The organism is Chryseobacterium piscicola (assembly GCF_900156685.1).
GTDB lineage: Bacteria > Bacteroidota > Bacteroidia > Flavobacteriales > Weeksellaceae > Chryseobacterium > Chryseobacterium piscicola.
In genome coordinates, this window is record NZ_FTOJ01000001.1 from 121,167 (window position 1) to 134,572 (window position 13,406).

11 protein-coding genes are annotated in these 13,406 nt (G+C 34.9%); all 11 read right to left on the reverse strand.

Annotation, left to right across the window (positions count from 1 at the left end):
* Window positions 1-64: 64 nt before the first annotated feature.
* The 11 genes from ftsA to BW939_RS00645 all read right to left on the reverse strand — a co-directional run bounded on the left by ftsA (window position 65) and on the right by BW939_RS00645 (window position 13,357).
* Window positions 65-1,456 carry a cell division protein FtsA gene (gene ftsA, locus BW939_RS00595; protein WP_076448787.1) on the reverse strand — a complete coding sequence of 464 codons (1,392 nt, stop codon included), beginning with the start codon at window positions 1,454-1,456 and terminating at the stop codon, window positions 65-67.
* A gap of 91 nt (window positions 1,457-1,547) precedes the next feature.
* Window positions 1,548-2,498, reverse strand: coding sequence for a cell division protein FtsQ/DivIB (locus BW939_RS00600; protein WP_076448789.1), 951 nt, complete (start codon window positions 2,496-2,498; stop codon window positions 1,548-1,550).
* A 60-nt stretch (window positions 2,499-2,558) separates the two neighbouring features.
* A complete protein-coding gene (murC, locus tag BW939_RS00605; RefSeq protein WP_076448797.1) occupies window positions 2,559-3,917 on the reverse strand; it encodes a UDP-N-acetylmuramate--L-alanine ligase in 1,359 nt (452 codons plus the stop codon).
* A 55-nt stretch (window positions 3,918-3,972) separates the two neighbouring features.
* A complete protein-coding gene (gene murG / locus BW939_RS00610) occupies window positions 3,973-5,100 on the reverse strand; it encodes an undecaprenyldiphospho-muramoylpentapeptide beta-N-acetylglucosaminyltransferase (RefSeq protein WP_084566586.1) in 1,128 nt (375 codons plus the stop codon).
* Between the two features lie 75 nt (window positions 5,101-5,175).
* The gene (locus tag BW939_RS00615; protein WP_076450060.1) at window positions 5,176-6,414 is read right to left on the reverse strand and encodes an FtsW/RodA/SpoVE family cell cycle protein; all 1,239 of its coding nucleotides are present in this window, start codon (window positions 6,412-6,414) and stop codon (window positions 5,176-5,178) included.
* A 22-nt stretch (window positions 6,415-6,436) separates the two neighbouring features.
* Window positions 6,437-7,774 (reverse strand): UDP-N-acetylmuramoyl-L-alanine--D-glutamate ligase, encoded by a 1,338-nt coding sequence (murD, locus tag BW939_RS00620; RefSeq protein ID WP_084566587.1) that lies wholly within the window; start codon window positions 7,772-7,774, stop codon window positions 6,437-6,439.
* 56 nt (window positions 7,775-7,830) lie between these two features.
* Window positions 7,831-9,072, reverse strand: a complete 1,242-nt coding sequence (gene mraY / locus BW939_RS00625; RefSeq protein ID WP_076448802.1) for a phospho-N-acetylmuramoyl-pentapeptide-transferase — start codon at window positions 9,070-9,072, stop codon at window positions 7,831-7,833.
* Window positions 9,073-9,107: 35 nt separating this feature from the next.
* Window positions 9,108-9,488, reverse strand: coding sequence for a four helix bundle protein (locus BW939_RS00630; protein WP_228417064.1), 381 nt, complete (start codon window positions 9,486-9,488; stop codon window positions 9,108-9,110).
* A gap of 44 nt (window positions 9,489-9,532) precedes the next feature.
* The gene (locus BW939_RS00635) at window positions 9,533-10,993 is read right to left on the reverse strand and encodes a UDP-N-acetylmuramoyl-L-alanyl-D-glutamate--2,6-diaminopimelate ligase (protein WP_076448805.1); all 1,461 of its coding nucleotides are present in this window, start codon (window positions 10,991-10,993) and stop codon (window positions 9,533-9,535) included.
* Window positions 10,994-11,016: 23 nt separating this feature from the next.
* Window positions 11,017-13,008, reverse strand: coding sequence for a penicillin-binding transpeptidase domain-containing protein (locus BW939_RS00640; RefSeq protein ID WP_076448807.1), 1,992 nt, complete (start codon window positions 13,006-13,008; stop codon window positions 11,017-11,019).
* The gene (locus BW939_RS00645) at window positions 12,992-13,357 is read right to left on the reverse strand and encodes an FtsL-like putative cell division protein (protein WP_076448808.1); all 366 of its coding nucleotides are present in this window, start codon (window positions 13,355-13,357) and stop codon (window positions 12,992-12,994) included. Before BW939_RS00645 ends, BW939_RS00640 begins: the two co-directional genes overlap by 17 nt.
* Between the last annotated feature and the right edge of the window lie 49 nt (window positions 13,358-13,406).

The following is a 13,406-nucleotide window of genomic DNA, read 5'->3' on the forward strand; positions in this document are numbered from 1 at the left end:
TTGATTAATGATTATTGATGGTTGACAATCATTTATCGCTTAACATTCATTCTATATCTATTTTTTATTCTACTTCCTCAAAGAATTTTTTAACTTTCTCCATTAGCGACTGCCCAAATGTAGGTTTAGAAGACCCTCTTTTTGTACGAACATCGTATTTGGGAGTTTCCTCTGGCAAATCGTTCTGTGGCATTTGCGGTTTGTTTTCTTCTTCTGAAACCTCTACTGTATCTGTTTTTTTTGCTTTAGGCTCTTCTACAGGTACAATTTCTTCTGGAGTATTTATTTTTTTATCTCTAATCTTTAAGCTTTCCATTAATAAACCGATTGAGGTAGCAAATTCTGGTCCTTTAAGATACTGATTTTTATCGTTCGCAACGTATTCATTTGCAAAACCAATTCTGCTGTCGAATCCTGTGGTATAATTGGCTAACTGACGAAGATGCTTTAGGTTTGATCCACCACCCGTTAAAACAATTCCTGCAATCAATTTTTTCTTTTGATCGAAAGCTCCGTAAGCTTTCAATTCTGTATTAACAAGGTCTAAAATTTCTTCAACTCTTGCATTGATAATTTGTGCTAAAGTTTTAAGTGAAATTTCTTTGTCTGGCCTTCCGTGAAGTCCAGGAATAGTTACATAAGTACTATCTTTTTCTAATTCTGGAACTGCAGAGCCAAATTTTACTTTTAATTGCTCAGCGTGTTTTTCTATGATAGAACAGCCTTCCTTAATGTCTTCGGTAATAATTCCGCCACCATAAGGAATGACGCATGTATGACGGATAATACTGTCTTTGAAGATGGCAATATCTGTAGTTCCTCCACCAATATCAACGATGGCAACGCCTGCCTCTTTTTCTTCTTTAGTTAAGACAGCTTCAGAAGATGCCAATGGTTCTAAGGTAAGCGCTTCCATTTCAAGACCCGCTTCTCTTACGCATCTTGCAATATTTCTGATGCTACCCATTTGCCCCACTACAACGTGGAATTTAGCTTCCAGACGACTTCCGTGCATACCTATAGGCTCTTGGATTTCTCCTTCAGAATCCACTTTATATTCCTGCGGTAAAACGTGAATAATTTCTTCCCCAGGCAACATGACTAATTTTTTCACCTGATCTTTTAGTGCCTCGATGTCATCATCTGTGATAAATTTATCCGGATGTTCACGCATAATATAATCTGAATGCTGCAACGAACGGATGTGTTTGCCCGCAATACCTACCGTAACTTTACGAATGGGCACTCCAGCACTCGACTGTGCTTCAGACACAGCTGCTTTGATTGAATTAATGGTTTGCGAAATGTTATTCACAATACCTTTGTGTACACCAAGACTTTTGGCCTTTCCTACACCGAGTATTTCTATTTTCCCGTGTGCATTCCTTCTTCCGACAATGGCGACAATTTTGGTTGTCCCGATGTCAAGACCTACTGAATACTCTTGATTTTCCATTGTGTTATATCGATTTGATTTTTTATTTATTTAAAATTTTAATAGAATTTATCCTAATCTTTTATTAGCTCGTCTTTGTGGGATTATTACCCTATTCTATTTTTACCCTTGCCTTTGTTTTTGGCTTGGTAGCGGCTTTTTTATCTGGAGATTTCTTCTTTTCTTTTGGTTTCACAGCCTCTTTAGATTTAGAAGAAGAGCTTAGCTTTTTGGCAGCAGATTTAGTTGTTGTTTCATTTTTTTTGATGGGACTTACAGTTGTTGCAGCTTTTGCCAGGTCTTTATGTCCTACTTTTAAAATACTGTCATTCTCCTTAAAATAAGGATTCAACGTTGTCACAATTTGATTATCATACTTTACAGAAATCATACTGTACTTTTGTGAGTCTTGAAACACCAAAAATTTCTCTACAAAAGTTTTAAATCCTTTCACTTTGAAGTCAATATGCTCTAAATCGCCAATTTCTACCTTATAATTTCCCTCGCTAGTTAAAAGATTATAGCTGTCTTTGTTTTTTGAAATTCCTATAAAATATTTTTTACTAAAATCGTCTTTATCTATTTTAGAAACCAATTCTGCTACTTTTTCGTATTCGTTTTTCTTCACATCACCGGTAACCAACATACATGGATGAGAATAGGTTTTGGAAATAGGAAACTCATTCCCTTTTTCGTCTACATAAAAATCTTTTCCGTTATAATTTAATCTAAAAACAGGAACTCTTTGTTTGATATCTAAGTTCAATTTTCCATTTAAATTTAAATAAACATTCGCGCTGTCTACTGCAGGAAGGGCATTGATTTTCTTTTCCAATTCCGGAATATTGAGATCTCCCACTTTCCCTGAAGGGTTTACTTTGATTACAATTTGTTTAATATCTTTTTCGTCTATGAAATAAACGGGAGTTTTCTCATTCATTTTTACAGAAATTTTCTCATCCGTAATCTTCTGACCACTGAATTTCTTCAACGAGAAACTCAGCAGAAAACCAAGAATGATTACTGTGATGGCAATTTTTAAAATTCTGTATTTGTTTTTCATTGTTTCTAAGATGACAGATTTTAGACGTCAGATTTCAGACATTTAAAATTTTATTTATTTTTAACTATTTCCTAACCACTCACAAATCGGATCGTACAGCGTATCAATATTTCCTGCACCTACCGTAAGTAAGATGTCAAATTCTTTCTCTTTAATTTTATTAAAAGCTTCAGACAAAGTTGAAATTTCTTTTTTATCTAAAGTCACTTTGTCCAGCAACCAATCTGAAGTAATGCCTTCAAAATTCTCCTGAAGCTCTCTTGCTGGGTAAATATCAAGCAAAATCAACTCTTCAGAATTGTTTAGACTTTCAGCAAATCCATCCACAAAATCTCTTGTTCTACTGAATAAATGAGGCTGGAAAACCACTAACAATTTTTTATCTGGATAAAATGTTTTGATTGAACCAACGACAGCATTGATCTCTGTTGGATGGTGTGCATAATCATCAATATAGATTTTACCGCTCGGATAAATACGTTTTGTATACCTTCTTTTTATGCCTTTAAAATTGGCAATGGCTTTCTTTAAAACTTCAAAATCAACTCCCAAATTATGAAGAATTGCTAAGGCAACCGTCGCATTTTCAACGTTATGAATTCCAGGAACATCCCACACAAAATCTTTTATCGTTTCAGTTGGGGTATGAAAATCGAAGTAGATTTTATCATAATCCATGCGAAGATTATCTGAGTAATAATCAGCTTCTTCATTTACGGCATACGTAATATGAGGTCTTCCGATTTCAATTCCTTTTCTTACAAAAAGTTGCTTATCATCAGGAACCAAGGCTGCAAACTGTTTGAAACCTTCCTCGATTGTGTTTTTATCGCCGTAAATATCCAAATGATCAGCATCCGTAGAAGTAATCACCGCCCAATCCGGAGAAAGGTTGAGAAAACTTCTGTCATATTCATCAGCTTCAACTACAGAATATTGATTTCCATTAAATAAGAAATTTGATTTAAAATTCTCTGAAATTCCACCTAAAAAACAAGAGAAAGGCAAATCTGCTTCTTTACACAAATGCGAAACCAAAGTAGACGTTGTGGTCTTACCATGAGTTCCTGCAACTGCGATGCAATCTGTGTTTTCGGTAATTAAACCTAAAACTTTTGCACGTTTTAAAACTTCAAATTTATTTTCATTGAAATAATCTAAAATCCCCAATTTTTTAATTGCCGGAGTGTAGATTATCAATGTATTTTCTTTCTTAAGAGAAGTGATTTTATCATCAATACCATCTTCAAAAACAATATCGATTCCCTCGCTCATCAAAGCCGTCGTGAGTTTGGTGTTGGTTTTATCGTAGCCCAAAACATTCTTGCCCGAAGCATGGAAATAGCGCGCCAAAGCACTCATCCCAATACCTCCGATTCCGACGAAGTAAAAATTTTGATATGTTTCTAAAACTTTCATTTATTTAATTAAAATATTTAAAGATTAAATGATTAAAAAATTAATTCAAATTATCTTATTTTATCACTTTAAAAATCTCATCCACAATCTCTTTTGCCGCATTGGGTTTGGCAAAATATTTCAGATTGTCTGACATTTCTTTTCTTACATTTTCGCTCTCGCAGATTTCTGATAGCGTGCTCCAGAATTTTTCCTGCATTTCAGAGTCTTTTACCATTTTGGCTGCGTTTTTTTCAACTAGATTCATCGCATTTTTGGTTTGATGATCTTCCGCTGCAAATGGGAACGGAACCAACAAAACTGGTTTCTGAGTAACAGCCAATTCTGAAATAGCAATGGCACCCGCTCTGGAAACAATGACATCAGCTGCTGAATAGGCAGTTTCCATGTCTTTGATGAATTCCTTTATTTGTATTTGGTTGTTGGTTGTTGGTTGTTGGTTATTTCCATCAACTGACAACTGACAACTATCAACTATCTCTTTATAATCCAGTTTGCCAGTTTGCCAGATCAATTGATATCCTTTTTCTTTAAGTTTATCTAAATTTTCTTTCCAACCGTTGTTTAATGTTCTTGATCCTAAAGAACCACCAACTGATAAAATGGTCAGTTTATTTTTATCTAAACTTAATTTTTCTTTAGCTGAGGAAGTCTCCTGCATTCCTGAAATGATATTCTCACGAATAGGATTTCCCAGAAACTTTATTTTTTCAATAGGAAAACCTTCCACTTTAGGATAAGCTGTGAAAACGGCTTTTGCTTTTTTACTTAAAATTTTATTCGTCACACCTGCATGTGCATTCTGTTCCTGAATAAAGATTGGAATCCCCATTTTACTGGCTTCATACAAAGCTGGTCCGCTTGCGAAACCGCCTGTTCCTACTGCAAAATCTGGCGCGAAATTTTTAATGATTCTTTTAGATTTAGATAAACTTTTCAAAATTTTGAAAGGCAAACCTAAATTGGAAAGTATATTTCCTCGGTTGATTCCAGCGATGTCAATTCCTTCGATTTTGTAGCCAGCTTGCGGAACTTTTTCCATTTCCATTTTTCCATTGGCACCGATGAACAAAAATTCTGCATCCGGAAATCTTTTTTTGATTTCGTCTGCAATAGCAATGGCTGGGAAGATGTGACCACCTGTTCCGCCTCCGCTTAGTAATATTTTTAGTTTTTTGTTCATATTTTTCATTATTGATGAATGATTATTGATAAGCGATATGAAAATCAATTATAAATTATCATTCATCATTTATATTTACGCTATGTCGTTTATTTCTACGATGCTTTGTTTTTTGCCCATTCCTTCTTCGTCATATATCTGTATTCTTGAGCTTATATTTAAAATAATTCCTAGCTGGATGTAGGTTACCAACATGGATGTTCCTCCATAGCTAATCAGCGGTAATGGCTGTCCTGTAACCGGAATCAGATTCACGGCCACGGCAATGTTTACTGCCAATTGGATGAAAATCATCACCCCGAGACTGAGCACGAGCAACGACCCGAAAAATGCGGGCATTTTACTTGCAATCATTACAATCCGTACAATCATAATAAGGTACATACTGATTAGAAATCCTGCTCCTAGCAAACCATACTCTTCTACTATTACCGCAAAAATAAAATCGGATGCAGATTGCGGAAGCATCTGTTTTAAAGCACTTTTTCCTGGTCCCATCCCGGTAATTCCGCCGTGAACTATGGCGGCTTTTGCCTGCATTACCTGATAGTTTTTTGCTTTTACACTTTCATCATCAACATCTGCAGATTTTGCTTTGCTTGAAGTAAATGTTTCGATACGGCTCATCCATGTATGTACGCGGTTTCCTCCAATCATATTGGTGTTTAGAGCAATTACTAAAAACAAGGCAATCGCCACGACGGATGCTGAAATAAATCCTGCGATGTACTTCCAATGAAGCTGCCCGATAACCAAGACAATCACCGAAACCATTAAAATCATCAACGCCGTAGAACCGTTATCTTTTGCAACCAATACGAAAACCAACAAAATAGGTCCGAAAATGTACATTACATTCTCTATTGGAAGCCTTTCTCTTGTAATTTTTTTTGTTAAATATCTGCACAAATAGATGACCAACATTAAAAAAGCAAAAGACGAGGGTTGAAACGAAATAGGTGTTCCGGGAATTTTCAGCCATCTAGAGGCACTTGCCCCGTCAATCGTTTGCCCCGTAAACATTGTGACAATCAGTAGAATAATCATTAAACCCAACATAATACTGCTGAGTTTTCCCATGTATTCATATTTTGCCATGCCTACAATCCTCATAATTGCCAAACCTAAGAGCACGAAAAACATGTGTTTCATCACGTGACCTGTTGTGGTTCCGTTATTTACAATATATTCAAGGTTTGAACTTGCAGAATATACTGGGAAAATAGATAAAATGGAGATCACAAGAATAACCATCCAAAGTACTTTATCGCCCTTTAGAAATTCAAATTTGCTTTCTATATTCTGTTCGTCCATAATTTTTGTGGTTGGCTTTTGGCTAGTTACCATTGGCTTTTAAAACTTGTTCTTTAAACTGCCGCCCTCTATCTTCATAGTTTTTGAAAAGATCAAAACTTGCACAACAAGGCGATAGCAAAACTGTATCTCCATTTTTTACCAGAGATTTTGACGTTTTTACAGCTTCTTCCATGCTTGAAGTGCTGTAAATAAATTCTTTTTTGTCCTTAAAGAAATCTATAATCTTATGGTTATCAACTCCTAAACAAACAATTGCTTTTACTTTTCTTTTAACTAAATCTTCAATTTCGGAATAATCGTTTCCTTTATCTACACCTCCAACAATCCAAACAGTTGGATTTTTCATGCTTTCTAAAGCATAATAAGCAGCATTTACGTTAGTTGCCTTGCTGTCGTTGATGTATTTTACACCTTCAATTTCTGTAACAAATTCTAATCTATGCTCTACTGCCTGAAAAGTCATTAGTGAGTTTCTAATACTTTCATTATTGATTTCTAATATTTTACCAGCAATTGAAGCTGCCAAACTGTTGGCTACATTGTGATTTCCCAATAGAGATAACTCATCAACTTTCATTGAGAATTCATCTTTTAGTTTTACCACAATTTTATCTTCATTAATAAAACCTCCTTCAGACAATTTTTCGTTGGTTGAAAAAGGAATCATCTTAGCTTTGATTTCAAATTTTTCGAGAATGTTTTTGCTCATTTCATCATCTTTATTGTAGATGAAAAAATTATCATTCTCTTGGTTCTCAGCAATTCTGAATTTGGCTAAAGCATACTCTTCGTAGTTGTAATTGTACTGATCCAAATGATCTTTAGACAAATTCAACAATAAAGAAATATACGGTCTGAAATTCTGAATATCATCCAACTGGAAAGAACTCACCTCCAAAACATAATATTCATGGTTTTCATCTGCTACTTGTTTTGCAAAACTGTAGCCTATGTTTCCGCCTAAACCAACATTTAATCCGTCATTTTTCAGGATATAATAGATTAAAGAGGTTGTCGTTGTTTTTCCGTTGCTTCCCGTGATAGCAATGATTTTTGCATCTGTAAATTCTGAAGCAAACTCTATTTCAGAAGAAAGTCTAATGCCCTTCTCATGAATTTTGTTGATCATCTCTGCCTTTTTCGGAATTCCTGGGCTTTTTACGATCCAATCAGCGCTTAAAATTCTTGCTTCATCGTGGTTTCCTTCTTCAAATTCAATTTCATTATCCCTAAGAAATTGCTTGTAGCTATCCTTAATGGCACCTTTGTCTGAAAGAAAGACTTCCAAACCCTTTTTTTTAGCCAAATAAGCAGCACCACAACCGCTTTCTCCACCTCCTAAAACAACTATTTTCATATAATTTGCTTTATGCATTGGGCTTTAAGCTTAGAGCTTATCGCTTACTGCTAATTTTATCTCATTTTTAATGTAATAAGACATACAATTGCTAACATAACCCCGATGATAATCATTCTGTTGACGATTTTACTTTCGTGAAAACCATCTTTCTGATAATGATGATGAAGCGGAGACATTTTAAACAATCTATTGTTTTGGGCGTATTCTAACCCGAATTTTCTTTTTCTGTATTTAAAGACAACCACCTGAAGCATTACCGAGATATTTTCAATTAAGAAAATTCCGCAAAGCACAGGAATCATCAATTCTTTTCTTAAAATAACCGCTAAAACGGCAATTACACCACCCAACATTAAACTTCCTGTATCTCCCATGAAAACCTGAGCAGGATAGGTATTGTACCAAAAGAAGCCTATCACGGCACCTACCATTGCGACGGCAAAAATGGTGGTTTCGCCCATATTTGGAAGAAACATAATATTGAGATAATCTGCAAAAATAATATTCCCGGAAACGTAGGCAAAAAATGCCAATGCTAAAAGAATTATGGTGCTTGTTCCCGCGGCTAAACCATCTATTCCGTCTGTGATATTGGCACCATTGGAAACAGCTGTAACAATAAAAATTACAATCGGAATAAACACTATCCATGCCCATTCGTGAGCATCTTTGTCATTCATCCAAAATAAAATTCCGCTATAATCAAATTCGTTATTTTTAGTAAAAGGAACGGTAGAAACTGTAATTTTTTCCGTTGGCATAAAGTTTTGTTCAACGTTATTTCTGTTGACCACTTTTGCGTCTGCATATTTTCTTTTAACTGTAATATCGGGATGGAAATACATTGTAACTCCTATAATTAAGCCTAAGCCGACTTGGCCTACAATTTTAAATTTTCCGCTTAGCCCGTCTTTATTTTTCTTTATTTTCTTTAAATAATCATCTATAAAACCAATTGCTCCCATCCAAATCACAGTTACAATCAAAAGAACGATGTAAATATTGGTGATTCTTGTAAACAGCAAAACCGGTATTAAAGTGGCAATAATGATGATGAAACCGCCCATTGTAGGTGTTCCTTCTTTTTGCTTTTGCCCGTCTAATCCTAAATCACGTACCAACTCGCCCATCTGTTTTCCTCTGAGGTAATTGATGATGCTTTTCCCATAAACGAGGGCGATCATTAATGAAAGTAAAACAGCCATCCCTGCACGGAAAGAGATGTACTTCATCATTCCCATTCCGGGAATGTGAATGCCTTGGCTCGTTAAATATTCGTATAGATAGTATAGCATTTTTTAAGATTTAAAATTTAATTTATTTAAAAATTTTAAGATTTGGGTTTGTCTATATTTGCGCTGAGATATTTAATAAAATTCGAGATATTGGTAGAAATTTCTCTGGACAGGATTATAATTTCCTCTGCCTCTTTTTCTTCTCCCAATTTTAATCTTTTTCTTACTATCATCATGCTTCTTACCTCAGCACAACTACCTTTCGCAATTTTTAAATATTTAATAAATTGTTTGTTATTATTATACTCTGAGCCTTCTGCAATATTATTTGACACTGAAAAACCAGCCCTTTTAATTTGATTGATAAACTCAAACTCTCTTTCTAAGCCTTGACCTTTAAGGAAGAAATAAACTTTCTCAATTAAATCTAAACTTTTATGATAAACAGGAAAGTCTTCAAAATTCTTTGTCATCATAAATCTTTAAATTTTAAAATAAAATAAATCTTTCAATCACAAATCTATTTGCTCATCAATTTCCAAAGCTCATTAATCACTTCTTTATCATCAAAATAATGTTTTACACCATTGATTTCCTGATAGTTTTCGTGACCTTTTCCGGCTACGAGAACTATATCTTTCGGTTCGGAAAACTTAATTGCCATTTTTATAGCCTCTCTTCTGTCTGGTATTGAAGTGTATTTGCTGAAGTTCTGAGGTTCAACGCCGGCTTCAATTTCTTTGATAATCTGAATAGGGTCTTCCGTTCTCGGATTGTCTGAGGTGATGATTGCCAAAGTTGATTTCTTTGACGCAATATTTCCCATTTCAGGTCTTTTGGCATGATCTCTGTCGCCTCCGCAACCGAAAACCGTGATTAATCTTTCGTTTTTTGTTCTGATATCGTTGATGCTGTCTAAAACATTTTCCAGCGCATCAGGAGTGTGTGCATAATCTACGATGAAGAAAATTCCACCATCAGATTTGAAGGTTTCAAATCTTCCATTGACTCTTTTCAAAATACTGATTGCCTGAAGAACCTCATCTTGTTCGAAACCAAGCTCAGAAGCAATTCCGAAAACTAAAAGCAAATTATAAACATTGAATTTTCCTGTTAAAGTCGTCCAGAATTCTTTTCCGTTAAAATGTAACAGCATTCCGTTGAAATCTACTTCTAAAGTTCTTCCGTGGTAATCTGCCATTGTTTTCAAAGCATAAGACTTTTTTATAGCCTTTGTATTTTGAAGCATCACATTTGCGTTTTTATCATCAACATTGGTGATGGCGATTGCATTTCCATTTAATTCATCAAAAAATCTTTTCTTGATTTTCAAATATTCATCAAACGTTTTATGGTAGTCTAAATGGTCGTGCGTAAGATTGGTAAAGCCTGCAATTTTGAAATTTAAACCTTCAATTCTGTTTTGAGAAATTCCGTGAGAGCTTACTTCCATAAAGGCAAATTCGCAGCCTTCCTCAACAGCCTGAGCTAAGATTTTATTAATGGTAATGACATCCGGAGTTGTATGAGTCGCCGGAATGATTTTTTCTCCAATTCTGATTTCTACCGTTGAAAGTAAAGCAGAATCGTATCCTAAATTTTTAAAAACATCAAAGAGCAAAGTAGAAACAGACGTTTTTCCGTTGGTTCCTGTAACGCCAATTAACTTTAACTTTTCTGAAGGATTTCCATAAAAATTGGAAGCTAAGTGCCCTAAAGTTTTAGAAGAATCTTTCACTTTAATGTAAGTAATGTTTTCATCTAAATTTTCCGGAAGTTCTTCGCAAACGATTATTTTTGCTCCTTTTTCAATGGAAGATGCAATAAATGAATGTCCGTCTGCAATTGTTCCTTTTACCGCGATGTAAAGTGAGTCTTCGGAAACTTTTCTGCTGTCGAATACCAATTCAGAAACTTCACGGTCGTTTTTACCGTGGATTTCTAAAACTGGAATTCTGTTTAATAATTCAACTAATTGCATTGTTGATGCTTTTTATTCTTTATTTAATTTTGCAGAGATAAATATATTCTCTGGTTTTTGCTTATTGTTGTTCCCTCAAGAGGAAATTGTTCTTTAATCCTTCCCACACCTTTAAAGTCTACACGGTATCCTAAATTTTCCAATTGCGGGATGACGTTTTTACCGATTAATCCAACCAGACTTGGCATTTGTTTATTATTAACTGCTACTTTTACATTAGGCTCTACCATTTTATTAAGGTTTACCTTTCTGTCGATAAGCATTTCTTTTTCAATATTTTGTGGTGTTTTCAAAAACGTTTTTCCTGCAATTTCTTTAAAAACTGGTGCTGAAACCGTTCCACCATAAAAACCTTTTGAAGGGTTGGGTTCACTAATCATCACATAACAAGTGTATTTAGGATTGTCTGCCGGATAAAACCCTGCGAATGATGCTCTATATTTCATGGGGCCAGGAAGCCAGTATTCAAACCTTGCTGTACCTGTTTTACCTGCCATTTTCAGGTTGGGTGTAAAAATGCTTCTTCCTGTTCCCTTTTCTACAGCTTTCGTCAAAGCGCTTGTCATCATCTGAATTGCTTTATCAGAAGCCATTTTTTTAACCATTACCTGAGGTTGTGCCTCAAAAGTAACTTTTCCATTTTGCATGATTTTGTCTATGAAAAGAGGTTTTACCATTTTTCCTTTGTTGGCAACACCATTATAGAAAGTAGCCAGCTGCAATAGATTAATGTTTGTTGCATATCCATAGCCAATGGAAGCTAGTGTTGCAGCGTTCCATGTGGTACTTTTAGGGGTAAGAATTCGGGGTTTTGTAATTCCGGGTAATTCAATATCCATTTTATCAAAAAGTTTCCATCGTTTCAAATGATCAAGAAATATCTGGGGTTTTTCTGAATAATATTTTGTAATTAATTTAGCCGTTCCTACGTTGCTAGATTTTGCTAAGACATCACTGATGTCATAAATTCCTCCACCATGACCGTCTGTAATTCTCTGCTTTGCATAAACCCAAATGCCATTTCCAACATTTACTGTGGTATTTTCGTCTATGAAACCATCATCCATTGCTGCCAAAAGCGAGATCACTTTAAAAGTAGAGCCCGGTTCTATATTGTCTTTAATGGCATAGTTATAAGAATCTATATATTCGCCAGCGTCACTCCTTTTCAAGTTGACCATTGCGCGAACTTTTCCTGTTTCTACTTCCATCACAATCACAGTACCGTGTTTTGCTTCGAAATTGATTAATTGCTTTTCTAATGCAGAATGGGCAATATCTTGAATTCTAAGATCTAAAGTGGTGTAAACATCTTGCCCATCAACAGGCTCTTCTACCTTCCAGTAATCAATTGGTTTCCATTGAGATGAGTTTATTCTTTGTTCAAGACGATTGCCGTCTTTGCCTCTCAAATATTTTGAAAATGCACCTTCAAGACCGGAAGTATATTCGCCATTATCCATTCCGATTGTTCCAGAACCAATTTCTGAAGTTGCTAATTCTCGTTTGTAATTTCTATCAACAATAAATCCTCCTTTGTTTTTACCTCTTTTAAAAATCGGAAAATTTCGGATTCTATCGTATTGATCAAAATCAAGCCCTTTTGCTAAAGAATAATATTGATTTTTGTTTTTCTTATGTTCATCAAAAGTTTTTCTGAATTCCGCTCTAGGTTTTCCAAACATTTTACTTAGAGAATCTGTAAGTGCACCAATGTTATTGTAGTAAACGGTATCTTTGATTGTTTTAAAATCAAGGAAAACATCGTAACGCATTACTGTTGTTGCAAGAATAGATCCGTCTGAAGCAAAAAGATTTCCTCTTGCAGCTTTCAGTGTAGCTTTGCGGTAATTCTTGTTGATATAATCTTCTTTTATTTCTGCAACATTAGTGTTTTGCAAAACTACTAATCTACCCAAAAACAGCATAAATATACATAAAGCTACCACTGCAAAGAGATAGCCCCAACGTAAAGTTTTCTTACGCTTACTGTCGTAATCATTCTGTTTTTGCATCGGTACTGTCTAATTTTATTAATAGTTTATGCGGATGGCTTTCTAGCGTCATCAAAGAGTCTCGGGCCACCTCTTTTCCAAGCTCGGATTCCATTTTCACTTTAATGAGCTTGCTTTGAGCATAAGCATTTCTTGATTTATATTCTTCAGTTTCTTCTTTTAAAATATTTACTGTTTTTATTTTCTGATTGACCAAATGATTGGTGTAAATCATGGCCATCATCAAAACAAAAAGCAAGAGAAAGTATTTGTAATGGGCTTTCACTTCATCACGGTTCAAGAAATTTCCTTTTATAATGTCTATAAAAGTAAGTTTCTTCTGAGGGCGATTTGTCGTTTTTTTTGCCAAATTATTATAATCGATAATTAATGATTGAGACCAAAATCAATCATTACTA